Below are 26,967 nucleotides of genomic sequence, written 5' to 3'. Positions count from 1 at the left end.
TCCCTCCGGCAGGAGATAGCCGATCTCTTTGAGGAAGTTCTGGTAGGCCTCCATATCGACCGGCGCGCCATGCTCGCGATACCAGGCATCGAGCTTCGCCTGGAGTTCGTCACGCCGCGCGAGAAGGGCGCGGTTCTTCGGCGCGAGATCATGCACGAGAGCCGACAGGGCGGCGAAGAAACGGTCAGGATCGACACCGGTCCCCGGCATCGCCTCATCGACCAGAAAGCGGTGGAGGCCCGCATCGATCTTCAGATCATGTTTCTCAATGCGGTCCATGCGGCAGCTCCTGAATCACTCTATGCCCGAGTTCAAATAGATAGGAGCGGGATGCATGCGGAAAAGCAAATTCAGCTTTTCCCATCCGCTCACGCGCGCGGACAGTCTCTCATCAATGGGCTCCCTGTCAATTCGACAAGGATGCGAAGAATTATTTCCAAATCGGAAAAAATAGTTGAATTGGGGCGCGGGATGCGGGCGGAAAACCGCACACACTTTTCCTCATCCCGCTCTATGTGCGATGCGCGGCCTGCCGCTTGCCGAAGCGATGAAGCGCGCCTCGACCAGCTTGCGCCCGCCCTCTACCTCCGGTGCATCGATCTCTTCCCAACTCGTCGCGGCAGGTTCCTCCGCGCCGTTGGCGCGTGCCGTCTGCAGCGCCATCACCTCGGCGCGGCGGCGGGCGGCACCGAAGGCCGCCTCCTGATCGAGGAAGCGCTCGCTCGCGCCGGCGCCGTTGACGATGAAGATACCCTCCTCGGGTGTCGTGACGAAGACGGTAACAGTGGCGCGCACCTGGCCGACGACGGCGCCGACGGCATTGGCGACATCCGCCTCCGCCGGGATTGCCGCTTCCGTCGCCAGCATCGCGGCGATCGCCGGATAATAGACCGGCGCCGAGGCTCCAAGGCCGACGAGCGGCCGGTCGAGGCCGAGCGAGAAGCGGACGATACCGGGCTTGCGCTTCAATGCCCGGTCGACGGCAAGCGAAGCGGCCGGATCGATGGCGCCGGCGCCGTCCTCATGCAGGCAGGCCTGGAGAATCACTTCCGAGGACTGCCGCGTCAGCCGGTCGACGATCATTTGCGCCAGCATCTCGGCGGAGCCGGCAATCGGCTGGCCCGAGCCGTCCTTGGTGCGGGCGGCGATCTTCAAGCCGAGCAGCGCGGCCTCGCTGTTCCACTGCGACTGGCGACCGAGCACGTGCATCGCGTCGGACGGCGTGAGCGCACAGATATGCACCAGCCCGCGGGCGACAAGCCGGTCGAGCGTCGCCTTCTGCGGCGTGCTGAGGATCAATTCGGCAAGCGCCACCGGCACCGTGCCGATCCGGTCGTAGAGCGCCTGCTCCTGCGGCTGCAGGCCGCTTGCGAGATGGTCGGGCAGGCCGGTGCGGACCGCAAGGCGGCCGTCGTGGCGACCGGCATGAGTGGCACGCAAATGCTTGTCGAGCACGCAAATGACCGCATCGCCATGCAGCGCCGCCGCAAGGCTCAAGGGCAGGACGCGGCGGGGCCCAAGATCGATCTTCGCCTTGAGGCCGCGATCGTTGATCTTCACCTCCGAATCGCCGCCGAGGCCGTAGGTGCGCATCGCGACCGCCTCGACCATGGTGCGGAAGCCGCCGACGACGGCGCCATCCGCATCGAGCCGCGGGCGGCCGGCATCGAGGACGGCGACATCCGTCGTCGTGCCGCCGATATCAGAGACGACGGCATTTTCCAGCCCCGTGAGATAACGTGCGCCGACCAGGCTGGCGGCCGGCCCGGAGAGGATCGTCTCGATCGGCCGCAGCCGCGCCTCGGCGGCCGAGATCAGCGCGCCGTCGCCGCGCACCACCATCATCGGCACGTCGATGCCGCGCGCCTTCAGGAAATCTTCGCAAGAGCCGACCAGGCGGTCGATCATCGAAACCAGCCGGGCATTGAGAAGCGTCGTCAGCGCCCGGCGCGGACCGCCGAGCTTGGAAGAGAGTTCATGGCTGCAGGTGACCGGCAGGTGCGAGACTTCGCGGATGCGCTCCCGCACGCGTTTCTCGTGGTCCGGGTTGCGCACGGCGAAATAACCGGCGATCGCGAAGGACGATACTTCCGTGGCAAGCCTTGGCAGCGCCTCGTCGAGCATGCTCATGTCGAGCGGCGTCTCGCCGCCGTGGACGTTGTGGCCACCCGGAAGAAATATCACCGGATCCGAGCCCAGCGCCTCCTGCAGGCCGTCACGCTTCAGGTCCTCGGACCCGAAGCCGATCATCACCAGCCCGGCGCGGCCGCCCTGGCCCTCGACGAGAGCGTTGGTGGCGAGCGTCGTCGACAGCGAGACGAGGCTGATGACGGAGACCGGAACCTTGGCCTTCTCCAGGACGGCTTCCACCGCCCCGGAAATGCCTTCGGCAAGATCGTGCCGCGTCGTCAGGGCCTTGGCCTTGGCGACGACACCGGCCGCTTCGCTGAAAAGGACCGCGTCGGTATAGGTGCCGCCGGTGTCGATGCCGAGAAGAAGATGCGAGGTCAAGGTCTGCTCAGTCCGGTGTTGGAAATCGGGCGAGGCCCGCATGGGAAAGGATCGCTTGGTGATAGGGCATAATTCGGCGAAAGACCATCGTGTGGCGGCGACCTTTGCGCGTCGGATCAGTGCGGAATTCAGTTAGCAGCGAAGGGGGGTGACGCTACCCCCCTCTGCCCTGCCGGGCATCTCCCCCAGAAGGAGGGAGATTAGCCAGATGCAAAGGCGCTGCCCGACAGCGAGCTCGCGAGCGCCGAACTCGCTAAATTGGTCGCGCTCAGCAGGATTGGTGGCACGAGACATTGCCGCTTGCCGATCTAGTGGGGGAGATGCCCGGCAGGGCAGAGGGGGGTGCCTCTCCCGGCATGACGCCGAGATTTTACCTCTCCCGCACCGATACCTTCATCGGAAGACCCCCTTTGGGCTGGGTCGTCAGCCTCTGCACCGGCCAGGGATGGGTCGCCTCGGTCAGGTCGAAGCGGAAGCGGTGCATCAGGACCGCAAGGGCGATCACTGCCTCCTGCAAGGCGAAGGTCGCGCCGATGCAGATGCGCGGGCCGGCGCCGAAGGGGAGATACTGGAAGCGGTTGATCTTGTCGCGGTTTTCGGGGAGGAAACGCTCGGGCATGAAGGCGCGCGGCTTCTGCCAGTAGAGCACATGGCGATGCAGCGTCCACGGCATGATCAGCACCGATATGCCCTTGCGGATCGGCACGCGCTCGCCTTGCGGCGAGGTCCACTCGTCCGCCTCGATCGCGGCCCGGTTGATTGAGGGGGCCGGTGGATAGAGGCGCAGCGCCTCCTCGAAGGCGGCGAGCACATGCGGCATCCGTTCGAGCCATTCGACCGGCTCGGCGCCGGTCGCCAGCACCGCGTCGATCTCCCTTTCCATCGTCTCGCGATAGGCCGGCATATTGGCAATGCAATAGAGGCACCAGGCGAGCGCCCGGGCCGTCGTCTCGTGGCCGGCGCCGATGAAGGTCAGGATGTTGTCCTCGATCTCGGACGTCGAAAGCCCCTCGGGACCCTCGAGCTGCAGCAGCAGCGTCAGGAAATCGTTCGGAACCGCGCCGGGCTGCGCCGCCATCAGCCGCCGGCGCTCTGCCATCGTCGCGGCGACGACGCCGCGAAAGCGATCGAGCACTTTCCGGCCGCCAATCCGGGTGAGACGCGGCACCCATGGAGGTGCCACGAGAAGATCCATCGGATCGACACGGCCCATCCGCTGCAGCAGTTCCTCGACATTGGCGGCGAACCCCTCCTTCTCGACGGCGATCTCGCCGGAGAAGAGCGTCTCTGCGAGGATCTCGAAGGTGAGTTCCGTCATGTCGACGGCGACATTGGTGGCGAAGGACTCGGAAGCGGCGCGCTCGTAGCGCCCGACGAAATGCTCCGAGACACGCAGCATCTGGCCGGCAAAGCCCTTCGCATGGCGGGGCGTGAAGACCGGCGCCATCGCCTTGCGCGACCGTTTCCACACCTCGCCTTCCGCCGTCAGTAATCCATCGCGAAGGATGGGGCGGAGGATCAGCCGCCGGACATTCGACATTTCGTAGTTGGAAGCATTCTCGACGAGAATGTAGCGGATGAGACCCGGATCGTTGACGATCAATGTGCGCTGGTTGATGAACTTCGTTTCGATCCAGGGGAGCGTATAGGAGGGCTCGCCCCAGAGCTCGAGCGGGTTGCGCAGCACCGTGCGGATGATCTCCAGCCGCGAGGGAATGTGAGTGCGCGGGACGGGCGCGGGCGGCTCGAACGGCTCCGGTCGCGTGTCCATGATCATGCCTTTCCTGATGGCCTAACGTTTCAGGTTTTTACGGCGCAATCAAGAAGATGATTCACCTGAAGCAGGCGGGAATTGGCGGAATTTCCGCCCGCGATCAGAGCAGGGCCTCGAGCTCGGCGAGCTTGTCATTGACCAGCCAGCCATAATAGTTCTCTTCCGGCCAGTGAACCCCGCCGCCGGCATTCTTCGCCGCGAGCGCGGCGGCGCGCTCGTCCGGGCTGCCGACATTGTAGAGCGTCGCCGTCAGGCCGGGATTGTGGGAGATGTCCATGCCGGCGATCGATCGGTAAGCGTCGATGGAATGGCGGATCGAAGCGGCCATATAGGCGAGCGAGACGTCCGGATCCATGATCGCCTCATAGACGGCACCGGCATTGTTCTCATCGAGACGATCATAACGGGAGACGCGCGACACCATGTCGGTCAGCATCAGGGCCGTCAGCGGGTTGATCTGGCCGAGGCCGAAGGTCTGGCCGGCGAAAAAGGGCTGGAAGAAGACGGCGCTGAAGCGGTTGTTCGGGAAGGTCTGCCCGCCGACGGTGCGACCGCGGAACTCCTTCTCCCACACCCGCTCGCGGCAGCTCCATAGTGCATAGGAAGATTTCTCGCGGGCGCAGTCGGCGAACTGCGCACGCTTTACGAATTCATCGACGGATTCGCCGTCATAGCCGAAGTGGAAGCTGTTGCCGGCATAGGCGGCCGCCTTGACGTAATAGGCCTGCAGTCGGTCATAGGCATCGACATTGTAGGTGTGCTCGCCGACGATGGCGCCGATCATGTGGATCGGTGCGATGCCATAGGCGGCGGCGGTCGACTTGATCTTCGCCACGAGATTGCGGTCATTGGCGAGCAGTTCGCGTACCTTTTCGTACTTCGCGTCGAAGGAGGTCCGGCCTGCCTTGGTGCGGCGAAGCGAAGCGCCGGGAACCCGCGGCTGCTCTACATGCCGGTTGCCTTTCGGGACCATGCGGATTTCGGCCGCAGCCGGTTGCGCCGCGGAGAGGCAAAGCGTGGCGATAAGAAGCAGGCAGGCGGTCAGACGCACGATCAATTTTCCTGTGAAATTCGGGTCCCGATTCGTCCGGGCGCGGCCCACTAGGGCAGAATCATGTCGGAATCATGCCCCGTTTCGACCGATCACTGATCGCTCTAGATAAAATGAGGGCGCCTGTCGAGTGACAGGCGCCCCACAAGGCGGTGATCGGCACGATTTGGCGCGCGACTGCAGCGCCGGCGTCACAGAATGTAGCGTGACAGGTCCGTGTTGGCGGCCAGATCTCCAACATGCTTGCGGACATAGTCGGCATCGATCATCAGCGTGTCGCCGCCGCGATCGGGCGCGTTGAAGGAGATCTCGTCGAGGACGCGCTCCATCACCGTCTGCAGGCGCCGGGCGCCGATGTTCTCGACATTGGCGTTGAGCTGCACGGCGACCTCGGCGAGTGCGTCGATTGCATCCTCGGTGAAGTCGAGCGCCACGCCCTCGGTCTCCAGCAGCGCCTTGTATTGGCGGATGAGGCTCGCCTCGGTCTCCGTCAGAATGCGGCGGAAGTCCTCCTTGGTGAGCGCCCGCAGTTCGACCCGGATCGGCAGGCGGCCCTGCAGCTCGGGCAGCAGGTCCGACGGCTTCGACACGTGGAAGGCGCCGGAGGCGATGAAGAGGATGTGATCGGTCTTCACCGGCCCGTATTTCGTCGCGACCGTCGTACCCTCGACCAGCGGCAACAGGTCCCGCTGGACGCCCTCGCGCGAGACGCCGGCGCCCATGCCGCCGTCGCGGGCGGCGATCTTGTCGATCTCGTCAAGGAAGACAATGCCGTCGTTCTCCGCCGCCGCCATCGCCTCGCGCTGGATCTGCTCGTTGTCGAGCAGCTTGTCGGATTCGTCGTTGACGAGAAAGTCATAGGAATCCTTGACCGTCGTCTTGATTTTCTTCGTCCTGCCACCGAGCGCCTTGCCGAACATTTCGGAGAGGTTCAAGACGCCGATATTGGCGCCGGGCATGCCGGGGATCTCGAAGCCGCCCGGCGCGCCAGTTTCGGCCACGTCGATCTCGATCTCCTTGTCGTCGAGCTCGTTGGCCCTCAGCTTCTTGCGGAAGGAATCGCGGGTCGCCGGCGACGCCGTCGTGCCGACCAGCGCGTCGAGCACGCGCTCCTCGGCGTTCTGATGCGCCTTCGCCTTGACTTCGGTGCGCTTCTTCTCGCGCACCAGCGTGATGCCCACCTCGACGAGATCGCGGACGATCTGTTCGACGTCGCGCCCGACATAGCCGACCTCGGTAAACTTGGTGGCCTCCACCTTGACGAACGGCGCGCCGGCAAGCTTGGCGAGACGGCGGGAAATTTCCGTCTTGCCGACGCCGGTCGGGCCGATCATCAGGATGTTCTTCGGCATGACCTCGTCGCGCAGCTCGTCGCTGAGCTGCTGGCGGCGCCAGCGGTTGCGCAAGGCAATGGCGACGGCGCGCTTCGCGTCCTTCTGGCCGATGATGTAGCGGTCGAGCTCGGAAACGATCTCTCTCGGGGAAAAATTGGTCATGAAGTCCTCTCAAACTCGGTCCGCGTCAGTTCCATCAGCAGGGTGCGACCGGACTCGTCTATCCATTCGGCGAAGGGCACGAAACCGGCCTTCGCATAGGCTCTGACCGCTCGGCGGTTGCCGGCATCCGGATCGATGACGATGCGGGCGGCGCCCTTTTCGAACAGTTTTCCGGCAAAGGCCTTAAGCGCGAGGGCCGCGACGCCCTTGCCGGTCATTTCAGGGGGGCCGATGAAGATATCGACACCGGGCGTGTCGGACGACAGGTCCCTCGCCCAGGGTTCCTCGTCATATTGCGAGGGGGTCCAGGACTGAATGTAACCGGCCGGTTCGCCGCTCAGGCGGAAGATGAAGCCGTCGACCTCTCCGGTGGCGCAACCCTCGCGGATCAGTCCCAGTTCCACGTCCGGGTCGCCCCACCATTGTCGGACATGCGGCTCCGAAAGCCAGGCAAGGAGCATCGGCAGGTGGCGCTCGGCCAGCGGCTCGAAGCTGACCTCTGCCCCGTCAGTCGGCATCCAGCGTCTCCATGACCACATTGTGGTTGGTATAGACGCAGATGTCTCCGGCGATCTGCAGGGCACGCCGGGCGATCTCCTCGGCCGACTTGTCGCTGTCCATCAGGGCGCGCGCCGCCGCGTAGGCGAAGTTTCCGCCGGAACCGATGGCGAGCGTTCCGTGCTCGGGCTCGAGCACGTCGCCATTGCCGGTGATCGCCAGCGTCACCGACTTGTCGGCGACCAGCATCATCGCCTCGAGATTGCGCAGATATTTGTTGGTCCGCCAGTCCTTGGCGAGTTCGACGGCGGCCCGCATTAGCTGGTCGGGATACTGTTCGAGCTTCGCCTCGAGACGCTCCAGAAGCGTAAACGCGTCCGCCGTCGCGCCGGCAAAACCGGCGATCACGTCGCCCTTGGAGAGGCGCCGGACCTTGCGCGCATTGCCCTTCATAACTGTCTGGCCGAGGCTCACCTGACCGTCGCCCGCCATCACCACCTTGCCGTCCTTGCGCACCGTGATGATGGTGGTGGCATGCATCGTTCCGTAGGGATTGTGTTCGCTCATCAAATACCTGTCGGCCCCGGAGGCGAGGCGTTGCGGCTCAAGAAGAACCTGGTTGCTTGAGGCCTATGTAAGTCGGCTCTGCGCGATTGCAAATGGGCAGGAGAAATCACCGACAGCGGCCCCTTTCCATCCGGATCGCGCCCGCCGGCTGACGCCGATCGAATCTCCGTCGCAGTTCTGGATATTTCGCGCCCCGCCTGATATGGAGCGGCTCGGGAACGGACCGGTCGGCGGAAGGCTCTGCCGCCCGCTCCGATCTATCGAGTGCAGACAGGAGAGCCTGATGGCAGACGTGACGCTGAGCCGCACCGGCCAGGTTTCGCGAAAGACGAATGAAACGGCCGTGTCCGTCTCCGTCAATATCGACGGCACGGGCGTGTCGAAGATTGCGACCGGCGTCGGCTTCTTCGATCACATGCTCGACCAGCTCGCGCGCCATTCGCTGATCGACATGGAGATCAAGACGGAGGGCGACCTCCATGTCGACGATCACCATACCGTCGAGGATACCGGCATCGCCATCGGCCAGGCGATCGCCAAGGCGCTCGGCGATCGCCGCGGCATCACCCGCTATGCCTCGCTCGATCTCGCCATGGATGAGACGATGACGCGCGCCGCCGTCGATGTCTCCGGCCGGCCGTTTCTCGTCTGGAACGTGACCTTCACCTCGCCGAAGATCGGCACCTTCGACACCGAGCTGGTGCGCGAATTCTTCCAGGCGCTCGCCCAGCACGCCGGCATCACGCTTCATGTGCAGAACATCTACGGCGCCAACAACCATCATATCGCCGAGACCTGCTTCAAATCCGTCGCCCGCGTGCTGCGCACGGCAACCGAAATCGACCCGCGCCAGGCTGGACGCGTTCCCTCGACGAAGGGCACGCTCGCCTGAGCCGGCTAAGACTGGCTGAAGACCATGGCCTCCTACCTGATCATGACCCCGCCCGGTGCCGCGGCCGACGACGAGAGGGCGCGGTTCATCGCCGACGGCTTTTCCTGGGCGGCGTTTTTCTTCCCGGCCCTCTGGCTGATCGCCAAGCGGGCCTGGCTCCTCGGAATCTCCGTTGCCGTTCTGCAAATTGTGTTCATCCTTCTGTCTGAGGTCCCCGGATGCTTCACCGCCGCGCTGATCATGCAGCTCGCGCTCAGCCTCCTGGTATCGCTGGAGGGGCCGCTTTTTGTCGCCCGAAAACTCGCGGCGGAAGATTGGACGCTTCGTTCGATCGTTCCGGCCCGCAACATCGAGACCGCCGAGGAGATCTACTTCTCGAACGCGACGGCGACGACGCACCACCAAAGCGCAACTCCGTTGCAGTCGAACGACTGGTCGAGCTCCGGACGGCCGGAAAGTGCCGCCGGTCTGGGCTTCTTTGAATCCTATGGAGAGCGCTGATGCGGGTCGCCATCATTGACTACGGCTCGGGCAACCTGCGCTCGGCCACCAAAGCCTTCGAGCGGGCGGCGCGCGAAGCCGGCATCGACGCCGACATCGACCTGACCGACAGGCCGGAACGGGTGGCCTCGGCCGATCGGATCGTGCTGCCGGGCGTCGGCGCCTATGCCGATTGCCGCCGTGGCCTCGACGCCGTCGAGGGGATGGAAGAGGCGCTCAAGCAAGCGGTCGAAGCGGCCGGACGGCCCTTCCTCGGCATCTGCGTCGGCATGCAGCTCATGTCTTCGCGCGGCCTCGAAAAGACGATCACTGAAGGGTTCGGCTGGATTCCCGGCGATGTCGTGGAGATGACGCCCGCGGACGCGTCGCTGAAGATCCCGCAAATCGGCTGGAACACGCTGAGACTCCATCGGCCGCACGCGCTCTTCGAGGGCATTCCGACCGGGGAGACCGGGCTGCACGCCTATTTCGTGCATTCCTATCACCTCGCTGCGGAAAACCCCGAGCACATCATCGCCGAGACGGAGTATGGCGGGCCGGTGACGGCCTTCGTCGCAAGCGGCAACCGGGCCGGTGCGCAGTTCCACCCGGAAAAGAGCCAGACCCTCGGCCTCGCCCTCATCTCGAATTTCCTGCGTTGGAAGCCCTGAGGCTCCCGCCACCTGATCGGACGAACCAAATGATTCTCTTCCCCGCGATCGACCTCAAGGACGGCCAATGCGTGCGCCTGAAGCTCGGCGACATGGATCAGGCAACCGTCTACAATCCTGATCCCGCCGCCCAGGCCCGCGCCTTCGAGGAACAAGGCTTCGAATGGCTGCATGTCGTCGACCTGAACGGCGCCTTTGCCGGCGAGACGGTGAACGGGGCAGCGGTCGACGCCATCCTCAAGGCGACCAAGAACCCGGTGCAGCTCGGCGGCGGAATCCGCACCCTCGATCATATCGAGAACTGGCTTTCGCGCGGGTTGAAGCGCGTCATTCTCGGCACTGTCGCGGTGCGCGATCCGGCGCTGGTGATCGAGGCCTGCCGCAAGTTCCCCGGCCGGGTGGCGGTCGGTATCGACGCCAAGGGCGGCAAGGTGGCGGTCGAAGGCTGGGCGGAGGCCTCCGAACTCGGCGTGATCGAGCTTGCGAAGAAGTTCGAAGGCGCCGGCGTTTCGGCGATCATCTATACCGACATCGACCGCGACGGCATCCTGACCGGCATCAACTGGGATTCGACCCTGGAACTCGCCAACGCAGTTTCCATTCCGGTCATCGCCTCCGGCGGCCTCGCCTCGATGGACGACATCCGCCGGTTGACGCAGCCAGATGCCGCAAAGCTCGAAGGAGCGATCTCCGGCCGGGCGCTCTATGACGGGCGGATCGATCCGAAGGAAGCGCTAGACTTGATCCGCGCCGCGCGAAAGGGATGAGACCATGACCCTCAAAGCCCGCGTAATCCCATGCCTCGACGTCAAGGACGGCCGCGTCGTCAAGGGCGTCAATTTCGTCGACCTCATCGATGCCGGCGATCCGGTGGAATCGGCAAAGGCCTATGACGCCGCCGGCGCCGACGAGCTCTGCTTCCTCGACATCACCGCCTCTTCCGACAATCGCGAGACGATCTTCGACGTCGTCGCCCGCACCGCCGAGCAATGCTTCATGCCGCTGACCGTCGGCGGCGGCGTGCGCCAGGTGGCGGATATCCGCAAGCTGCTGCTTGCCGGCGCCGACAAGGTGTCGATCAACACGGCGGCCGTGAAGAACCCGGATTTCGTCGCCGAGGCCGCCGACAAGTTCGGCAACCAGTGCATCGTCGTCGCCATCGACGCGAAGAAGGTCTCGGCTGCGGGCGAAATGGACCGCTGGGAGATCTTTACCCATGGCGGGCGGCAGCCGACCGGCATCGACGCGATAGAGTTCGCTCGGAAGGTCGTCGACCTCGGTGCCGGCGAAATCCTGCTGACCTCCATGGATCGCGACGGCACCAAGAGCGGCTACGACATCGCGCTGACGCGCGCCATCGCCGATGCGGTGCGGGCACCGGTCATCGCGTCCGGCGGCGTCGGAACGCTCGACCACATGGTCGACGGCATTCGCGACGGCCATGCGACGGCGGTGCTTGCCGCCTCCATCTTCCACTTCGGCACCTACAGCATCGGCGAGGCGAAGCGCTACATGGCCGAGCGCGGCATCGCCATGCGACTCGATTGAAGGAATTTCGTGATGAGCGAATTCACCCTTTCAGACCTCGAAAAGATCGTCGCATCGCGCGCCAAGGCGGCGCCGGAGGAGTCCTGGACGGCCAAGCTGGTGGCGGCCGGGCGGCCGAAGGCGGCGAAGAAACTCGGCGAAGAGGCGGTCGAGGCGGTGATCGCGGCGGTCACCGGCGACCGCAAGAATCTGATCGATGAGAGCGCCGATCTCCTCTATCATCTTATGGTCGTATTGAATATCGCCTCCGTCCCGTTGCAGGATGTGATGAGCGAACTGGCCAGGCGGACGAGCCAGTCCGGCCTGCAGGAGAAGGCAAACCGGCAGAATCCATGAGCATCGCCGCGAAAGACTTTGAATCGGCCGACATCCCCGGCAATCTCACGGGGGGTGAATTTTCTCCCTACCACGTCTTCTCCGCCGAGGAATGGTCGCGCTTTCGCGCCGATACGCCGCTGACGCTGACGGCCGAGGAGGTCAAGCGGCTGCGCTCGCTCAACGACCCAGTCGACCTCGGCGAGGTGCGTCGAATCTATCTGTCGCTGTCGCGGCTGCTCTCCGCCCATGTGGAAGCGTCGCAGATCCTCTTCCAGCAGCGCAAGCGGTTCCTCAGCATGTCGGACGAGACGAAGACCCCTTTCGTCATCGGCATTGCCGGCTCCGTCGCCGTCGGCAAGTCGACAACCGCCCGTATCCTCGCCGAACTCCTAGCGCGCTGGCCCTCGAGCCCGAAGGTCGATCTGATCACCACCGACGGCTTCCTCTATCCGAACGCGATCCTGCAGCGGGAAAACATGATGGATCGCAAGGGCTTCCCGGAGAGCTACGACATCGGCGCGCTGCTGCGCTTTCTCTCGGCGATCAAGGCCGGCCGGCCGAACGTCAAGGCGCCGACCTATTCGCACCTGACCTATGACGTCATTCCCGACCAATTCCAGGTCATCGACCGGCCGGACATCCTGATCTTCGAGGGGATCAACGTGCTGCAGTCACGCGACCTGCCGGCCGACGGCAAGATCGTCCCGATGGTTTCGGACTTCTTCGATTTTTCGATCTATATCGACGCCGAGGAAAGCCTGATCCACAACTGGTATGTGAGCCGCTTCATGCGGCTGCGCGAAACGGCCTTCCAGAATCCGCAATCCTTCTTCCATCGCTATTCAACGATCAGCGAGGACGCGGCGCGGGCGATCGCCGAGGGTCTCTGGCACAATATCAACCTGAAGAACCTGCATCAGAACATCCAGCCGACCAGGCCGCGTGCCGACCTGATCCTGCAGAAAGGCCCCAATCACCTGACGCAGACGGTGGCGCTGAGGAAGCTCTAAACCGTCACGACAGGTCGAAATAAGCTCCCCTCCCCTCCCCAACCCCTCCCCACAAGGGGGACGGGCTTTGCGCCCGCTGCCCCCGACCGCCATTTTCCCGGGGCTCGACCCCGCCGCAATGTTGCAGGGCGCGGCAGGTTAAGCCCTCCCCCTTGTGGGGAGGGGTTGGGGAGGGGTCTTGTCAAGAGCTCTATGGATTGACCCGCCGCAGCGTCAGATTGAGGCGGCCGCCGTTCTTCAATAGCGTCGAGGTGTTCGGATAGATGCGGTCGACGCCGTGAAAGGCCAGCCGTCCCTCGCCGCCGAGGACGACGATGTCGCCGCTTTCGAGCTTGAACGAGCTGGTCTGGCCGCCGCGCGTCCGGCCGCCGACGCGGAAAAGACAGCTATCGCCGAGCGAAATCGAGACGACGGCCGTTTCCAGGTCGCGCTCGTCCCGGTCCTGATGCAAACCCATCCGGGCCTCGGCGGAATAGAAGTTGACGAGACATGCCTCGGGCTGTTTGTCGCTCGCCGAAACCGCCCGCCAGATGTCGATCAGGGCATCGGGAATCGGCGGCCAGCGCTCGCCGGTGACCGGATGATGCGGCTGATAACGGTAGCCGCCGTCGCGATCGGTGACCCAGCCTAGCGAGCCGCAATTGGTCATCCGCACCGACATAGGCTTACCGGTTTTCGGCATTTCCGGAATATAGAGCGGCGCCGCGGCGACGACGTCGCGGATGGCCTCCACAAGCTCCTCCTGGCGCGACCGGTCGAGATAGCCGGGAATATGCCTGACGCCTTTCGGCAGCACCTGCATTGCGATACCCCTGTCGGTCAATATCGTGGCTCGTTCGCCCGCGGAGGGCCACGCGAAGCGCTCGATAGGATGTAGCGCCCGCTGTTCCTGAGGACTACCCGAAAGCTGCGATGTCTGGGCGGCCTCAATCGCCGGCCGGGCGGCCGCGCAGCTTCTTGATCTCGCCGCGGCCGGATTTCTCCTTTAGCCGCCGCTCGATCGAACCGCGCGTGGGCTTGGTCTTCTTGCGCGGCGGGGGCGGCGGTTCGGCGGCCTTCAGGATCAATTCCTTCAGGCGGTCGCGGGCGTCCTCGCGGTTGCGCTCCTGGCTGCGAAAGCGGCTGGCCTCGATCATCAGCACGCCGTCCTTCGAAACCCGGCGGCCGGCAAGCTTCAGGGCATTGGCCTTGACGCGATCGGACATCGATGGCGAGGCCTGGATGTCGAAGAAGAGCTGGACGGCGGTCGACACCTTGTTGACGTTCTGGCCGCCGGGGCCGCCGGCCAGCACGAATTGCTCCGTCAGCTCCCAGCCGGCAATAACGATGTTTTCGCTGATGTAAAGCGGTTCGCTGGCCATGTCTGCTCCTTACCGGTCTATCGCACAGAGTCGTGCGTTTGAGAACGGCTCGGAGACACAACGTGAAACCCGGCCACAAGGACCGGGTTTCACGTGAATCATGGCCAAGAGTCTTATTCAGCGGCGAGCCTGGTGCCGGGAGCCGCATCGCGCACGCTGCCGTCGACATGGCTCTCGAACTTGGCGAAGTTGGCGATGAACATGTCGACCAGCCGGCGGGCCTGGGCATCATAGGCCGAACCGTCAGCCCAGGTGGAACGCGGGTCGAGAATGCGGTCGTCGACGCCAGGCACCGCGACCGGCACCGCGAAGCCGAAATTCGCGTCCGTGCGGAAGGAGGCGCTGTTCAGCGACCCGTCGAGCGCGGCCGAAAGAAGGGCGCGCGTCACCTTGATCGGCATGCGGCTGCCTGTGCCATAGGCGCCGCCAGTCCAGCCGGTGTTGACGAGCCAGCAGGTGACGCCGTTCCTGGCGATCAGGTCTTTGAGCAGGTTGCCGTATTCGGACGGATGGCGCGGCATGAAGGGAGCGCCGAAGCAGGTCGAGAAGGTCGCCTCCGGTTCGGTCACGCCCTTTTCCGTGCCGGCCACCTTGGCGGTGTAGCCGGACAGGAAGTGGTACATGGCCTGTTCCGGCGTCAGCTTGGCGATCGGCGGCAGGACGCCGAAGGCATCCGCCGTCAGCATGATGATCGTGCGCGGCTGCGGCGCCGTGCCGGTCTCGCTGGCATTCGGAATGAAGTCGAGCGGATAGGCGATGCGGGTGTTTTCCGTCAACGAGCCATTGTCGAAGTCGGGTGCGCGCCGCTCGTCGAGAACGACGTTTTCCATCACCGTGCCGAAGCGCCGCGTCGTCGCGAAAATCTCCGGCTCGGCCGCTTCCGACAGGCGGATCGCCTTGGCGTAGCAACCGCCCTCGAAATTGAAGACGCCCGTTTCGCCCCAGCCATGCTCGTCATCGCCGATCAGCGTGCGGTTCGGATCGGCCGAAAGCGTCGTCTTGCCGGTGCCGGAGAGGCCGAAGAAGATCGCCGTGTCGCCGGCCGGGCCGACATTCGCCGAGCAGTGCATCGGCATGACGTCCTTCTTCGGCAGCAGATAGTTGAGCACGGTGAAGACCGATTTCTTCATCTCGCCGGCATAGGACGTGCCGCCGATCAGCACGAGGCCCTTGGTCAGGTCGCAGGCAATGATCGTCTCGCTGCGGCAGCCATGGCGCGCCGGATCGGCCTTGAAGCTCGGCAGATCGATGATCGTCAGCTTCGGCAGGAACGTCGCCAGCGCCTGGCGCGGCGGACGGATCAAGAGATTGCGGATGAACAACGAATGCCAGGCATATTCGGTGACGACACGCGTCGGCAGAGCATTCTCTGCATCGGCACCGCCGACGAGGTCTTGCACATAGAGCGACATGCCCTTGGCATGCGCCAGCATGTCCTGGCGCAGAAGCTCGAATTTCTCCGGCGAGATGGCGCTGTTGTTGTCCCACCAGATCTGATCGGTTGTCGCCGCATCGCGCACGACATACTTGTCCTTGGGCGAGCGGCCGGTGTGCTGACCGGTGCGGGCGCAGAGCGCCCCATGGGACGTCAATTGCGCCTCGCTGCGGCGAAGGGCTTCCTCATAAAGCTCCGCTGCCTCGAAGTTGTAGCGAACGACCGAGAGGTCGGAAAAACCGATCGTTTCCAATCCGTTCGAGGGGTTGCGGGTGCCGAGTTGCTCCATGGTCAAGCTTCCTTCGTCTCTGGCCAATGGCGTTGAATTTCCTTGGAACATACCGGCTCGGTTTGCTCAAGACAAGATAGCTAAGCCTAAAAGAATAATGATATCAGTATATTAATCGATTTAAAGAATATTATGCGTTTTTTAATCGGTTGAACCGCGACTTGCTGATGTCAATTCGAGACGTTCCCCGAAGGCCGTGCCGGTCCGCGCTTTTTGCGCTTCGCCACAATTTGTTCCACCTTTATACTCAAGTAACGCAGCCGTGACTCGCGCGGCCGCCGCTTCGAAGAGCGGATGCCGGCGCCGGACCCATAAAGACGGAGTTGAAACACGATGCAGACCATCGCGCTTGTCGATGACGACCGCAACATCCTGACATCGGTATCCATCGCGCTGGAAGCCGAGGGCTACAAGGTCGAAACCTATACCGATGGCGCTTCCGCGCTCGAGGGCCTTTTGGCGCGCCCGCCGCATCTGGCGATCTTCGATATCAAGATGCCGCGCATGGACGGCATGGAACTCCTGCGGCGGCTCCGGCAGAAGTCCGACCTGCCGGTGATCTTCCTAACGTCGAAGGACGAGGAGATCGACGAGCTCTTCGGCTTGAAGATGGGCGCCGACGATTTCATCACGAAACCCTTCTCGCAGCGGCTGCTGGTCGAGCGCGTCAAGGCGATCCTGCGCCGCGCACCGGCCCGCGACGCTGCAGCAGCCGGGGCCGTTGGCCTCGCCAAGACCGCCGATGCGCCGTCGCGCTCGCTGGAGCGCGGGCAGCTTGTGATGGACCAGGAGCGGCACACCTGCACCTGGAAGAGCGAACCTGTCACGCTCACCGTCACCGAATTTCTCATCCTGCATTCGCTGGCGCAGCGCCCCGGCGTGGTGAAGAGCCGCGACGCGCTGATGGATGCCGCCTATGACGAGCAGGTCTATGTGGACGACCGGACGATCGACAGCCACATCAAGCGGCTTCGCAAGAAGTTCAAGATGGTCGACGGCGACTTCGATATGATCGAGACGCTCTACGGCGTCGGCTATCGCTTCCGAGAGACCGCCTGAGGGCGGGGCTTGCCTTCGCGTCGAATGTGGATCATTGAGAACCGGCGCGGCGGCCGAACGCGGTCCTGGATCGCGCCAAGCCGCCTCGAGCGGTTCTGAATCGCAAGTTGCGACCATTTCCGCCAGGGCCGTCGGCTTTGCCGCCAGATGTTTGACCTCAAGCCGTAACTTCGGCGCTCCGATCGCGGCAACGGCGGGCGGACGGCCGGGGATGCGGTGAGGGGCGGCAGGTCGGCCCTGGCCGGCCCCGCAAAACGAAACGGACGGCGAAATTCGTCGCGGGAGCAAGAAGACTTGGTAGAAGTCTTGCAGGGCGAGATCGAAGATTCGGACGGGCGGTCGTCGGCGCTGCGCGGAAAGCGTCGATGGGCGCATCCGTTCACGCTGATCCGGCGGCTGTTCGGCAATGCGGTCTTCTCCAGCCTGACGCGGCGCATCGTCTTCTTCAACCTCGTCGCACTCGTCGTCCTGGTCGGCGGCATCATGTATCTGAACCAGTTCCGCGAGGGCTTGATCGACGCCCGCGTCGAAAGCCTGCTGACCCAGGGCGAAATCATCGCCGGCGCCATCTCCGCCTCGGCCTCGGTCGACACGAACTCGATCACCATCGATCCGCAGAAACTGCTCGAACTGCAGGCCGGCGAGAGCATCACCCCGCTGCCGAGCGACGAGGATCTGGAATTCCCGATCATCCAGGAGCGGGTCGCGCCGGTTCTCAGGCGCTTGATCTCGCCGACGCGGACGCGCGCCCGCCTGTTCGATGCCGACGCCGATCTTCTGCTCGATTCGCGCCACCTCTATAGCGGCGGCCAGGTGCTCCGTTTCGACCTGCCGCCGGTCGATCCTGAGACGTCGAGCTTTTCGGAGAAGTTCAGCACCTGGTTCAACCGCCTGCTGCAGCCGGGCGACCTGCCGCTCTACAGGGAGCCGCCCGGCGGCAACGGCTCCATCTATCCGGAGGTGATGAACGCGCTGACCGGCGTACGTGGCGCCGTCGTGCGCGTTACCGAAAAGGGCGAGCTGATCGTGTCCGTGGCAGTACCGGTGCAGCGCTTCCGCGCGGTGCTCGGCGTGCTGCTGCTCTCCACCCAGGCGGGCGACATCGACAAGATCGTCCATGCGGAACGCCTGGCGATCATCCGCGTCTTCGGCGTCGCAGCGCTCGTCAACGTCATTCTGTCGCTGCTCCTGTCGTCGACCATCGCCAATCCCTTGCGCAGACTGTCGGCCGCGGCCATACGCGTGCGTCGCGGCGGCGCCAAGGAGCGCGAGGAAATCCCGGACTTCTCCTCCCGTCAGGACGAGATCGGCAATCTCTCGGTGGCGCTGCGGGAAATGACGACGGCACTCTACGATCGTATCGCGGCGATCGAGAACTTCGCCGCCGATGTCAGCCACGAGCTCAAGAATCCGCTCACCTCGCTCCGGAGCGCCGTCGAGACCCTGCCGCTGGCGCGCAACGAGGACTCGAAAAAGCGGCTGCTCGATATCATCCAGCACGACGTCCGGCGCCTCGACCGGCTGATCAGCGACATTTCCGACGCTTCGCGGCTCGATGCCGAACTGGCGCGCAGCGACGCGAAGAAGATCGACCTGGAAACGCTGCTGGGCGACCTGGTCGACATTTCCCGGCAGATCCGCGGCAAGAAGAAGCCCGTGCTCTTCGACCTGGTCGTCGACCGCAGGGACAATCCGAAGGCAAATTTCATCGTCAGCGGCTATGAGCTGCGCATTGGACAGATCATCACCAATCTCATCGAGAACGCCCGCTCCTTCGTGCCGGAGCCGAACGGCCGGATCGTCTTGCGGCTCACCCGTTCGCGATCGCGCTGCCTCGTCTATGTCGAGGACAACGGCCCCGGCATCCAGGCGGAAGACATCGATCGGATTTTCGAGCGCTTCTATACCGACCGGCCGGAGGGTGAGGATTTCGGCCAGAATTCCGGCCTTGGCCTGTCCATTTCGCGCCAGATCGCCGAGGCGCATGGCGGCACACTCAAGGCGGAAAACATCGTCGACAGAAGTGGAGCGGTAACCGGCGCCCGCTTCATCCTTTCCCTTCCCGCCGAGCCGCACGCGTGAACGGCCCGGCCTGCAACATTCACGGCACCGCGATCGTGCTCGGCACGACCGGTTTTCTGATCACCGGCCCTTCCGGATCAGGAAAGTCCGCCCTGGCGCTCGCCTGCATCTCCGAGGTCAGGCGCCGCGGCCGCTTCGCGGCCCTCGTCGCCGACGACAGGGTGGACCTGACGCTCGCAAACGGGCGGATCGTGGCGCGCTGCCCGCCAGCGATCCGCGGCCTGATCGAGGTCCGCGGCAGCGGCATAGCGGAGGTCGAAACCCTCTCCGCCTGCGTGCTCGACTGGGCGATCCTGCCGGTGCGCGCGCCTTTCGATCCGCGCCTGCCGCCCGAACAGGAGGAACTGCAGCTGGAGATTGGAAGGAACCTGCCGATGCTGCGCGCTCCGATTGAAGCCCTGCTCTCGCCGATGGATGCCCTTGCGGCGCTCTTGCCTGAAAAATTAGTCCTTTAGCCTTATCGGGAGGCAGGGCGACTGCTTTTTCGGCATTTTTGGCTTGCACTTCGGCTTTTCCTTGCCAAGATGGCCGCCCCAACAGGTGGACGAAATTGCTGCATTGCGATATCTGACCATCGACGAGTTGCACTGCAGTTGGAGCAAAGATACCCATGATCGGACTTGTGCTTGTCACTCATGGCAAGCTGGCGGATGAGTTTCGGCTTGCTTTGGAGCATGTCGTCGGTCCGCAAAGAGCTATCGAGACGGTGTGCATCGGCCCCGAGGACGACATGGACCAGCGGCGTCAGGATATCCTCGACGCCGTCGAAAGTGCCGACGAAGGCAACGGCGTCATCATCCTGACCGACATGTTCGGCGGCACGCCCTCCAATCTCGCCATTTCCGTGATGCGCAGCGGCATCGTCGAAGTGATCGCCGGCGTCAACCTGCCGATGCTGATCAAGCTCGCGGGCGTCCGCGGCGAAAGCGACATGGACAAGGCCCTCGTCGAGGCGTCCGAGGCGGGCCGCAAATACATCAACGTCGCCAGCCGGGTCCTGAGCGGAAAATAATGGACCACCTCTCCGAAACGGCGCTGACGCGCGAACTGCTGATCGTCAACAAGCGCGGCCTGCATGCACGGGCCTCGGCGAAATTCGTGCAGACGGTCGAGGCTTACGACGCCGAGATCACGGTCTCGAAGGACGGCATGACCGTCGGCGGAACTTCGATCATGGGGCTGATGATGCTGGCGGCCAGCACCGGATGCACGGTCTTCGTCACCGCAAGCGGCAACCAAGCCGAGGAGGCGCTCAACGCCCTCGACGCGCTGGTGCGCGACAAGTTCGGCGAGGAAATGTGAGCCGCTGCCGCGGCGCGGACACGCACCTTCCCGATTATATAAAGATATAAAGACCTCTTTATATGGCGGTTGCCCTATCCGGCGATTCCTGATAGACCGGGCGCACTCTCCCGATGCATTGCGTGCAAGGGAGGCATCGTCTGCCGCCGGACTCCGTGGGGACCGACGCGGCCCAAGAGATCCAGCCTGGAGAACTCCATGACCGCCACTCAGGACTATATTGTCGCCGACATCGGGCTTGCCGGCTTCGGCCGCAAGGAAATTGACATCGCCGAAACGGAAATGCCGGGCCTGATGGCCTGCCGCGAGGAGTTCGGCGCATCGAAGCCGCTGAAGGGCGCTCGCATCACCGGCTCGCTGCACATGACAATCCAGACGGCCGTGCTGATCGAGACACTGGTTGCGCTTGGCGCGGAAGTCCGCTGGGCCTCCTGCAACATCTTCTCGACGCAGGACCACGCGGCAGCGGCGATCGCCGCAAGCGGCGTTCCGGTCTTTGCCGTCAAGGGCGAGACACTCGAGGAATATTGGGCCTATACGGACAAGATCTTCCAGTGGGCCGATGGCGGCTTCTCCAACATGATCCTCGACGATGGCGGCGACGCCACCATGTACATCCTGCTCGGCGCCCGTGCCGAAGCCGGCGAGAACGTGCTTTCGAACCCCGGTTCGGAAGAGGAGGAAATCCTTTTCGCCCAGATCAAGAAGCGGCTCGCCGGCTCGCCGGGCTGGTTCACCAAGCAACGCGACGCCATCAAGGGCGTGACGGAAGAGACGACCACCGGTGTCAACCGCCTCTACCAGCTCCAGGCCAAGGGCCTGCTGCCCTTCCCGGCGATCAACGTCAACGACAGCGTCACCAAGTCGAAGTTCGACAACAAATACGGCTGCAAGGAATCGCTCGTCGACGGCATCCGCCGCGGCACCGACGTGATGATGGCCGGCAAGGTCGCCGTGGTGTGCGGCTATGGCGACGTCGGCAAGGGCTCGGCCGCCTCGCTGCAGGGCGCCGGCGCCCGCGTCAAGGTCACCGAAATCGACCCGATCTGCGCATTGCAGGCCGCCATGGACGGCTATGAAGTGGTGCAGCTCGAGGACGTCGTCTCGACCGCCGACATCTTCATCACCACCACCGGAAACAAGGACGTCATCCGCATCGAGCATATGCGCGAGATGAAGGACATGGCGATCGTCGGCAATATCGGCCACTTCGACAACGAGATCCAGGTTTCCGCCCTCAGGAACCTCAAGTGGACGAACGTCAAGCCGCAGGTCGACCTGATCGAGTTCCCGAAGGGCAACCGGCTGATCCTGCTTTCGGAAGGCCGCCTCCTGAACCTCGGCAATGCCACCGGCCATCCGTCCTTCGTGATGTCGGCCTCCTTCTCCAACCAGGTGCTGGCGCAGATCGAGCTCTTCACCAAGGGCGGCAACTACAAGAACGAGGTCTATATCCTGCCGAAGCAGCTCGACGAGAAGGTCGCGCGCCTGCATCTCGCCAAGCTCGGCGCAAGGCTGACGGAGCTTTCGGAAGAGCAGGCCGACTATATCGGCGTGAAGCCGCAGGGCCCGTTCAAGGCCGAACACTACCGGTACTAATCCTTACCCGGGCAATCCACAACATCTTGTGGCCGCGATCTTGACAAGAGATCGCGGCCGCTTTTTTGGGCGCTGCACTTTCCGGCGAATCTTCAAAGAAGTATTGTTTAACTCATTGATTCGTGACGCTGGAGGGGCTGACGGCGTTGCGGGCGGGGATGTCTTGTCGGACAGCGGCAAACAGACGGAGACAGACCGGGGATGCAATCGGAACGGACGCAAACCCTCTTCGAGGGTTTCGGGCATGGCGACGCAAGGTCGGCGGCACCTTGCGGATCAACGGGGTCGGCGCCATGAAGACGGAACAATCCAGATTTTTCGGCGGCAGGGCTTCCGCACTGGTTCGGCGGCTGCTCGCCGGCACGACGCTTCTCGCGGCGACCGATGCGGCCGCCCAGGCTTCCGCTCCGGTTGCCAGATCGATTTTCGGCACCTCCGAAGTGGTGACCTTCTCCGTCCTGATCGGCGTGATCTCCGCCGCGATGCTCTCTGCGATCTGGCTCATCCGCCAGCGCGGCAATATCGAAGCGGAGAACCGTGCCCTGCGCGCCGATCTTTCGGACGCTAACCAGCGGATTTCACGCTTCCAGGCGCTCATTGCCGACAAGAACCGGCGAATCGTCGTCTGGGACGGGCTGGCGGAGCGGCCGGAATTCCTCGGACAGCTTCCGCTCGAGACCGGCGCGCCGCAGGACGACCGCGATTTTCTCGCCTTCGGGCGCTGGATCAAGCCGCAGTCGGCAGGCCAGCTGGAAAAGGCGATCGAAGCCTTGCGTGCCCAGGCGCAAAGCTTCGACCTGGTGCTGGAGACGCAGCGCAACGAGGTGCTGGAGGCACAGGGCCGCGTTTCCGGCGGACGGGCCTTCGTGCGCTTCGTCGCGCTCAACAATCTGAGGGCCGAGCTCGCCGAACTGAAGCTCGAGCGCGACCAGCTGCATGCCTCGCTCTCGACATTCCGCACGCTTCTCGATGCGATCGACCTGCCGGTCTGGCAGCGCGGCGCCGACGGCAAGCTCGAATGGGTCAACGAGGCCTATGCCGAGGCGGTCGACGCGCGCAGCCCGGCGGCGGCGACGGCCGAGGCGCGTGAATTGCTCGCAACGGCGGCGCGCGAAAAGATCCGCGCCGTCTCGACCTTCGAAACCCCGTATCGCGACAAGGTCTCGACCGTCGTCAAAGGCAACCGGACCTTCTTCGATGTGGTCGACGCCCGCACCCCGGCCGGGTCGGCGGGCATCGCCGTCGACGTTTCCGGCATCGAGGCGGTGCGCGAGGAACTGGCGCGGACGCTCAAGAGCCACGCCGAAACGCTCGACCATCTGGCGACGCCGGTGGCGATCTTCGACGGCAATCAGCGCCTGCAATTCTACAACCAGGCCTTCCAGCGTCTCTGGGAGCTGGACATGGGCTTCCTGGAACGAAAGCCTGACAATGGCGAAGTGCTCGACCGGCTGAGGGCCGGCGGCAAGCTGCCGGAGCCGCTGAACTGGAAACAGTGGAAGGCGAACGCACTTTCGGTCTATCAGGCGCTCGACACGCAGTCCGACCTCTGGCACCTGCCGAACGGGCAGACGCTCCGCGTCTTCGCGACTGCGCGGCCGCAGGGCGGCGCCACCTGGGTCTTCGAGAACCTGACGGAAAAGGTCGATCTCGAAACCCGCTACAACACGCTGGTCCAGGTCCAGGGCGAAACGATCGATCATCTTGCTGAAGGCGTCGCCGTGTTCGGGCCCGACGGGCGCATCCGGCTATCGAACCCGGCCTTCCGAGCGATCTGGGGCATCAGCGAGGCGGAGGCCAAGCCCGGGACCCACATCCGTGCCGTCGAGCAGGCATGCCTTCCCTCCTACGAGCAGCCGGACGGCTGGAAGCGCTTCGCCCATATCATCACCAGCTTCGACGACGAGCGGCCGTCGAGTCGCGGCGTCCTCGAGCTGCGCACCGGGCTGATCCTCGACTATGCCGTCATTCCGCTGCCCAATGCCCAGACGATGCTGACCTTCGTCAACATTACCGACAGCGTCAGGGTCGAGCGGGCGCTGACGGAAAAGAACGAGGCGCTGCGCAAGGCCGATGCGCTGAAGAACGATTTCGTCCACCACGTCTCCTACGAGCTGCGCTCGCCGCTGACCAACATCATCGGCTTTGCCGATCTGTTGAAGACGCCGGCGTTCGGCGAGCTCAACGAGCGCCAAGCGGAATATGTCGACCATATCGCCACCTCCTCCTCGCTGTTGCTGACGATCGTCAACGACATCCTCGACCTCGCGACGGTGGATGCCGGCATCGTCGAGCTCGACATGTCCGAGGTGAACCTTATCGACCTGCTCGACGATGTTGCACAGCAGATGGCCGAACGGCTCGTCGAGAGCGGCGCGTCGCTGAGGATCGACGCCCCCGACAATCTCGGCCGCATCACGGCCGACCAGCAACGCCTGAAGCAGGTCTTCATCAAGCTCCTGACCAACGCCGCCAATTTCGCGCCCGAAGGCAGCACCATCGACCTCCAATGCCGGCGCGAAGGTAACGACTTCGTCTTTTCCGTCACCGATACCGGACCGGGCATTCCGCAGGACGTGCTCAACACCGTGTTCAACCGCTTCGAGAGCTACGGCCAGCGCGGCGGCGCCGGACTGGGCCTGTCCATCGTCGAAAGCTTCGTCAGCCTGCATCATGGCACCGTTTCGATCCGCAGCAAGGAACGCGAGGGGACGGAAGTCACCTGCCGCATTCCTTCCGCCGACATGCCGAAGATCATCGCGGCGGAATAGATGAAGTCACTCGAACGCCTGCTGCAGGACGAGGCCACGACGATCGAGCTCGGCGAGGACCTCGCACTTGCCTTGAAGGCCGGCGACTGCGTCGGGCTTTCGGGCGATCTCGGCGCGGGGAAGTCGACCTTCGCACGCGCCTTCCTCCGGGCAATGGCCGACGACGCTTCGCTCGAGGTGCCGAGCCCGACCTTCACGCTCGTTCAGAGCTATGAGCTGCGTATTCCCGTCGCCCATTTCGATCTCTATCGCCTCGCCGACGCTTCCGAGCTCGACGAGCTCGGCTTCGACGAGGCGCTCTCAGAGGGCATCTGCCTGGTCGAATGGCCGGAGAAGGCCGAGGAGGCGCTGCCGGCGAACCGGATCACGCTCGCCTTGACGCATGAAGGTGATGGGCGTCGCGTCCGCATCACCGGGCCGGAGGCGGCCGTCGAGCGGATTGCCCGCTCCCTCGCGATCCGGGCTTTTCTCAAAGAGGTCGGCCATCCCGGCGCGAGGCGCCGGCACCTGAGCGGCGACGCCTCGGTGCGGGCCTATGAGCGGATCCATACGGCCGATGGTGAGCCGGCGAAAATCCTGATGGACGCGGCGAAGCACAAGCCCGGCCCGATCCTCCAGGATGGCAAATACTATCAGCAGCTCGCTCATATCGCCGAGGACGTCGTTCCCTTCGTCGCCATATCGACGCTGTTGCGCAAGCGTGGCTTTGCGGCACCGGCAATCTACGCGCGCGATCTCGCGCAGGGCTTGCTGCTTATAGAGGATCTGGGCTCGGAGGGGATTCTCGACGCCGCAGGCCGGCCCGTTGCAGAGCGGTACATGGAGGGCGCGCGGCTGCTTGCCCGCCTTCATGTCGCCCCGACCGAGCGCGACATCGCGGTCGCCAACGGCATCGTCCACCACGTTCCGGACTTCGATCGCACGGCGATGAAGATCGAAACGAGCCTCCTGATCGACTGGTACCTGCCGTGGAAACGCGGACTACCTGCCTCCGAGGCCGAGCGGAACGACTACTTCGCCATCTGGGACCGGCTGATCGACAGTCTCGGCTCGGCCGAAAAAAACCTGCTGCTGCGCGATTTCCATTCGCCCAACATCCTGTGGCGGCCGGAACGCGAAGGTCTCGATCGCATCGGCATTATCGATTTCCAGGATGCGATGATCGGGCCGACGTCCTACGACGTCGCTTCGCTGGTGCAGGACGCGCGCGTCACGATCGGTCCCGAACTCGCCCACCGGCTGCTTAGCGCCTACAGGGCCGAACGCAAGCTGCACGGCGCCTTCGACGAGGATTCCTTCCTGCGCGACTGGCACATCATGGCGGCGCAACGCAATTGCAAGCTCGCCGGCATCTGGGTGCGGCTGAAAGAGCGCGACGGCAAGCCCGGCTATCTGAAGCACATGCCGCGCACCTTGACCTATCTGCAGCATGCACTGACACATGAAGTGCTGACACCCTTGCGCGATTGGTGCATTAAGGCTGGAATCCTGCCTAGCGAATCAGCCAACTGACAGGAAATCATGCCCATCACCAATGCCATGGTGCTTGCGGCCGGACTGGGCACCCGCCTGCGGCCAATCACCGACACACTGCCAAAGCCGCTCGTCCGGATCGCCGGCAAGCCGATGATCGACTATGTTCTGGACCTGCTCGCGGTCGCCGGCGTGACCAGGGCGGCGGTGAACGTCCACCACTTCGCCGACAAGATGGAAGACCATCTCAGCCGGCGCGAGACACCGCGCATCCTGATTTCCGACGAGCGCGATGCGCTGATGAATTCCGGCGGCGGCCTTGCCAAGGGTCTGAAGCTGCTCGACGACGGGCCCGTACTGGTAATGAATGCCGATCTCTTCTGGGTCGGCGAGAAGGCCGGGCAACCCTGCAACCTGCAGCGGCTCGCCACGTTCTTCGACGCCGGGCGCATGGACATGGCGCTGCTCTGCGTGCGGCTCGAGGACACGACCGGGCACAACGGCAAGAAGGATTTTTCGCTCTCGAAGGATGGGCGGCTGCAGCGCTACGAAGAAGGCATGGAAAATCCGGTCGTATATGCCGGCGCGATCGCCATGGACTCGCGGCTTTTCGCCGATGCGCCCAGCGACGCATTCAATCTCAACATCTATTTCGACCGAGCGATCGCCAGGGAACGGCTGTTCGGCCTGATGCTCGATGGCCAGTGGCTGACCGTCGGCACGCCTGAGGCGATCGGCGAGGCGGAGGCGTTGGTCCGGCGCTTCGAACCGGGAGGATAA

The 26,967-nt window shown here is 64.0% G+C and carries 25 protein-coding genes and 1 pseudogene; 16 read left to right on the top strand and 10 right to left on the bottom strand.

What is annotated here, in order from left to right; translation table 11 throughout:
- The 7 genes and pseudogenes from CO664_RS19725 to hslV all read right to left on the bottom strand — a co-directional run.
- Window positions 1-279: pseudogene (locus CO664_RS19725) on the bottom strand (malate synthase G); the annotation flags it as partial.
- Between the two features lie 222 nt (window positions 280-501).
- On the bottom strand, window positions 502-2,511 hold the full coding sequence (locus tag CO664_RS19720) for a hydantoinase/oxoprolinase family protein (protein ID WP_097539688.1): 2,010 nt from the start codon (window positions 2,509-2,511) through the stop codon (window positions 502-504).
- Window positions 2,512-2,881: 370 nt separating this feature from the next.
- Window positions 2,882-4,282, bottom strand: a complete 1,401-nt coding sequence (locus CO664_RS19715; protein WP_097539687.1) for a cytochrome P450 — start codon at window positions 4,280-4,282, stop codon at window positions 2,882-2,884.
- Between the two features lie 103 nt (window positions 4,283-4,385).
- Entirely contained in the window at window positions 4,386-5,336 is a 951-nt protein-coding gene (locus tag CO664_RS19710) for a DUF1402 family protein (RefSeq protein WP_097539686.1), read from the bottom strand.
- 191 nt (window positions 5,337-5,527) lie between these two features.
- On the bottom strand, window positions 5,528-6,832 hold the full coding sequence (gene hslU / locus CO664_RS19705; protein WP_037418570.1) for an ATP-dependent protease ATPase subunit HslU: 1,305 nt from the start codon (window positions 6,830-6,832) through the stop codon (window positions 5,528-5,530).
- Window positions 6,829-7,350: a GNAT family N-acetyltransferase gene (locus CO664_RS19700; RefSeq protein WP_097539674.1), complete on the bottom strand. Its 522-nt coding sequence runs from the start codon at window positions 7,348-7,350 to the stop codon at window positions 6,829-6,831. Before CO664_RS19700 ends, hslU begins: the two co-directional genes overlap by 4 nt.
- Window positions 7,340-7,897, bottom strand: a complete 558-nt coding sequence (hslV, locus tag CO664_RS19695) for an ATP-dependent protease subunit HslV (RefSeq protein WP_097539673.1) — start codon at window positions 7,895-7,897, stop codon at window positions 7,340-7,342. The genes CO664_RS19700 and hslV overlap by 11 nt, the downstream gene beginning before the upstream one ends.
- Window positions 7,898-8,180: 283 nt before the next feature.
- On the opposite strand from hslV, the gene hisB reads away from it, so the two are divergent.
- The 7 genes from hisB to coaA are packed head-to-tail and all read left to right on the top strand — an operon-like array spanning window position 8,181 to window position 12,816.
- Entirely contained in the window at window positions 8,181-8,789 is a 609-nt protein-coding gene (hisB, locus tag CO664_RS19690; protein WP_065998037.1) for an imidazoleglycerol-phosphate dehydratase HisB, read from the top strand.
- Window positions 8,790-8,813: 24 nt separating this feature from the next.
- The gene (locus tag CO664_RS19685; RefSeq protein ID WP_037418561.1) at window positions 8,814-9,290 is read left to right on the top strand and encodes a DUF2628 domain-containing protein; all 477 of its coding nucleotides are present in this window, start codon (window positions 8,814-8,816) and stop codon (window positions 9,288-9,290) included.
- Window positions 9,290-9,940 carry an imidazole glycerol phosphate synthase subunit HisH gene (gene hisH / locus CO664_RS19680; protein WP_097525994.1) on the top strand — a complete coding sequence of 217 codons (651 nt, stop codon included), beginning with the start codon at window positions 9,290-9,292 and terminating at the stop codon, window positions 9,938-9,940. Before CO664_RS19685 ends, hisH begins: the two co-directional genes overlap by 1 nt.
- Window positions 9,941-9,969: 29 nt before the next feature.
- Window positions 9,970-10,707: a 1-(5-phosphoribosyl)-5-[(5-phosphoribosylamino)methylideneamino]imidazole-4-carboxamide isomerase gene (hisA, locus tag CO664_RS19675; RefSeq protein ID WP_037418556.1), complete on the top strand. Its 738-nt coding sequence runs from the start codon at window positions 9,970-9,972 to the stop codon at window positions 10,705-10,707.
- Between the two features lie 4 nt (window positions 10,708-10,711).
- On the top strand, window positions 10,712-11,488 hold the full coding sequence (gene hisF / locus CO664_RS19670; RefSeq protein WP_097539672.1) for an imidazole glycerol phosphate synthase subunit HisF: 777 nt from the start codon (window positions 10,712-10,714) through the stop codon (window positions 11,486-11,488).
- Between the two features lie 12 nt (window positions 11,489-11,500).
- Window positions 11,501-11,824, top strand: a complete 324-nt coding sequence (locus CO664_RS19665) for a phosphoribosyl-ATP diphosphatase (RefSeq protein WP_037418551.1) — start codon at window positions 11,501-11,503, stop codon at window positions 11,822-11,824.
- Window positions 11,821-12,816, top strand: coding sequence for a type I pantothenate kinase (coaA, locus tag CO664_RS19660; RefSeq protein ID WP_037418549.1), 996 nt, complete (start codon window positions 11,821-11,823; stop codon window positions 12,814-12,816). The genes CO664_RS19665 and coaA overlap by 4 nt, the downstream gene beginning before the upstream one ends.
- 190 nt (window positions 12,817-13,006) lie before the next feature.
- Here coaA and CO664_RS19655 read toward each other — a convergent pair whose 3' ends face one another.
- The 3 genes from CO664_RS19655 to CO664_RS19645 form a co-directional block, all read right to left on the bottom strand.
- The gene (locus CO664_RS19655; protein WP_037418546.1) at window positions 13,007-13,618 is read right to left on the bottom strand and encodes an alpha-ketoglutarate-dependent dioxygenase AlkB; all 612 of its coding nucleotides are present in this window, start codon (window positions 13,616-13,618) and stop codon (window positions 13,007-13,009) included.
- Window positions 13,619-13,742: 124 nt separating this feature from the next.
- Window positions 13,743-14,177: an alternative ribosome rescue aminoacyl-tRNA hydrolase ArfB gene (gene arfB, locus CO664_RS19650; protein WP_037418543.1), complete on the bottom strand. Its 435-nt coding sequence runs from the start codon at window positions 14,175-14,177 to the stop codon at window positions 13,743-13,745.
- 113 nt (window positions 14,178-14,290) lie between these two features.
- Window positions 14,291-15,901 (bottom strand): phosphoenolpyruvate carboxykinase, encoded by a 1,611-nt coding sequence (locus CO664_RS19645; RefSeq protein WP_037418540.1) that lies wholly within the window; start codon window positions 15,899-15,901, stop codon window positions 14,291-14,293.
- Window positions 15,902-16,234: 333 nt separating this feature from the next.
- Between CO664_RS19645 and chvI the strand changes: the two genes are divergently transcribed.
- The 9 genes from chvI (at window position 16,235) to CO664_RS19600 (ending at window position 26,967) form a co-directional block, all read left to right on the top strand.
- Window positions 16,235-16,960: a two-component system response regulator ChvI gene (gene chvI / locus CO664_RS19640; protein ID WP_037418537.1), complete on the top strand. Its 726-nt coding sequence runs from the start codon at window positions 16,235-16,237 to the stop codon at window positions 16,958-16,960.
- Between the two features lie 348 nt (window positions 16,961-17,308).
- A complete protein-coding gene (locus CO664_RS19635; protein WP_234820288.1) occupies window positions 17,309-19,042 on the top strand; it encodes a sensor histidine kinase in 1,734 nt (577 codons plus the stop codon).
- Complete coding sequence (locus CO664_RS19630) at window positions 19,039-19,497, top strand: serine kinase (RefSeq protein WP_097539670.1); 459 nt, start codon at window positions 19,039-19,041, stop codon at window positions 19,495-19,497. The genes CO664_RS19635 and CO664_RS19630 overlap by 4 nt, the downstream gene beginning before the upstream one ends.
- Before the next feature lie 155 nt (window positions 19,498-19,652).
- Window positions 19,653-20,054, top strand: a complete 402-nt coding sequence (locus CO664_RS19625; protein WP_037418529.1) for a PTS sugar transporter subunit IIA — start codon at window positions 19,653-19,655, stop codon at window positions 20,052-20,054.
- Window positions 20,054-20,344: an HPr family phosphocarrier protein gene (locus CO664_RS19620; protein WP_037418526.1), complete on the top strand. Its 291-nt coding sequence runs from the start codon at window positions 20,054-20,056 to the stop codon at window positions 20,342-20,344. The genes CO664_RS19625 and CO664_RS19620 overlap by 1 nt, the downstream gene beginning before the upstream one ends.
- A 198-nt stretch (window positions 20,345-20,542) precedes the next feature.
- Window positions 20,543-21,943 carry an adenosylhomocysteinase gene (gene ahcY / locus CO664_RS19615; protein WP_037418523.1) on the top strand — a complete coding sequence of 467 codons (1,401 nt, stop codon included), beginning with the start codon at window positions 20,543-20,545 and terminating at the stop codon, window positions 21,941-21,943.
- A 293-nt stretch (window positions 21,944-22,236) separates the two neighbouring features.
- Window positions 22,237-24,714 (top strand): PAS domain-containing sensor histidine kinase, encoded by a 2,478-nt coding sequence (locus CO664_RS19610; RefSeq protein WP_037418602.1) that lies wholly within the window; start codon window positions 22,237-22,239, stop codon window positions 24,712-24,714.
- A complete protein-coding gene (gene tsaE / locus CO664_RS19605; RefSeq protein WP_097539669.1) occupies window positions 24,715-26,226 on the top strand; it encodes a tRNA (adenosine(37)-N6)-threonylcarbamoyltransferase complex ATPase subunit type 1 TsaE in 1,512 nt (503 codons plus the stop codon).
- A gap of 9 nt (window positions 26,227-26,235) precedes the next feature.
- Entirely contained in the window at window positions 26,236-26,967 is a 732-nt protein-coding gene (locus CO664_RS19600) for a nucleotidyltransferase family protein (protein WP_037418517.1), read from the top strand.

It is taken from the genome of Sinorhizobium sp. NG07B, from assembly GCF_002532005.1.
GTDB classification, from domain to species: domain Bacteria; phylum Pseudomonadota; class Alphaproteobacteria; order Rhizobiales; family Rhizobiaceae; genus Sinorhizobium; species Sinorhizobium fredii_C.
This window is presented reverse-complemented; position numbering and strand designations above follow the sequence as displayed.

Coding starts and splice junctions, on each gene's coding strand:
- CO664_RS19715 (WP_097539687.1), bottom strand. CDS start 4,282: ATGGACACGCGACCGGAGCCGTTCGAGCCGCCCGCGCCCGTCCCGCGC.
- hslU (WP_037418570.1), bottom strand. CDS start 6,832: ATGACCAATTTTTCCCCGAGAGAGATCGTTTCCGAGCTCGACCGCTAC.
- CO664_RS19700 (WP_097539674.1), bottom strand. CDS start 7,350: ATGCCGACTGACGGGGCAGAGGTCAGCTTCGAGCCGCTGGCCGAGCGC.
- hslV (WP_097539673.1), bottom strand. CDS start 7,897: ATGAGCGAACACAATCCCTACGGAACGATGCATGCCACCACCATCATC.
- hisB (WP_065998037.1), top strand. CDS start 8,181: ATGGCAGACGTGACGCTGAGCCGCACCGGCCAGGTTTCGCGAAAGACG.
- CO664_RS19685 (WP_037418561.1), top strand. CDS start 8,814: ATGGCCTCCTACCTGATCATGACCCCGCCCGGTGCCGCGGCCGACGAC.
- hisH (WP_097525994.1), top strand. CDS start 9,290: ATGCGGGTCGCCATCATTGACTACGGCTCGGGCAACCTGCGCTCGGCC.
- hisA (WP_037418556.1), top strand. CDS start 9,970: ATGATTCTCTTCCCCGCGATCGACCTCAAGGACGGCCAATGCGTGCGC.
- hisF (WP_097539672.1), top strand. CDS start 10,712: ATGACCCTCAAAGCCCGCGTAATCCCATGCCTCGACGTCAAGGACGGC.
- CO664_RS19665 (WP_037418551.1), top strand. CDS start 11,501: ATGAGCGAATTCACCCTTTCAGACCTCGAAAAGATCGTCGCATCGCGC.
- coaA (WP_037418549.1), top strand. CDS start 11,821: ATGAGCATCGCCGCGAAAGACTTTGAATCGGCCGACATCCCCGGCAAT.
- CO664_RS19655 (WP_037418546.1), bottom strand. CDS start 13,618: ATGCAGGTGCTGCCGAAAGGCGTCAGGCATATTCCCGGCTATCTCGAC.
- arfB (WP_037418543.1), bottom strand. CDS start 14,177: ATGGCCAGCGAACCGCTTTACATCAGCGAAAACATCGTTATTGCCGGC.
- CO664_RS19645 (WP_037418540.1), bottom strand. CDS start 15,901: ATGGAGCAACTCGGCACCCGCAACCCCTCGAACGGATTGGAAACGATC.
- chvI (WP_037418537.1), top strand. CDS start 16,235: ATGCAGACCATCGCGCTTGTCGATGACGACCGCAACATCCTGACATCG.
- CO664_RS19625 (WP_037418529.1), top strand. CDS start 19,653: ATGATCGGACTTGTGCTTGTCACTCATGGCAAGCTGGCGGATGAGTTT.
- CO664_RS19620 (WP_037418526.1), top strand. CDS start 20,054: ATGGACCACCTCTCCGAAACGGCGCTGACGCGCGAACTGCTGATCGTC.
- ahcY (WP_037418523.1), top strand. CDS start 20,543: ATGACCGCCACTCAGGACTATATTGTCGCCGACATCGGGCTTGCCGGC.
- CO664_RS19610 (WP_037418602.1), top strand. CDS start 22,237: ATGAAGACGGAACAATCCAGATTTTTCGGCGGCAGGGCTTCCGCACTG.
- tsaE (WP_097539669.1), top strand. CDS start 24,715: ATGAAGTCACTCGAACGCCTGCTGCAGGACGAGGCCACGACGATCGAG.
- CO664_RS19600 (WP_037418517.1), top strand. CDS start 26,236: ATGCCCATCACCAATGCCATGGTGCTTGCGGCCGGACTGGGCACCCGC.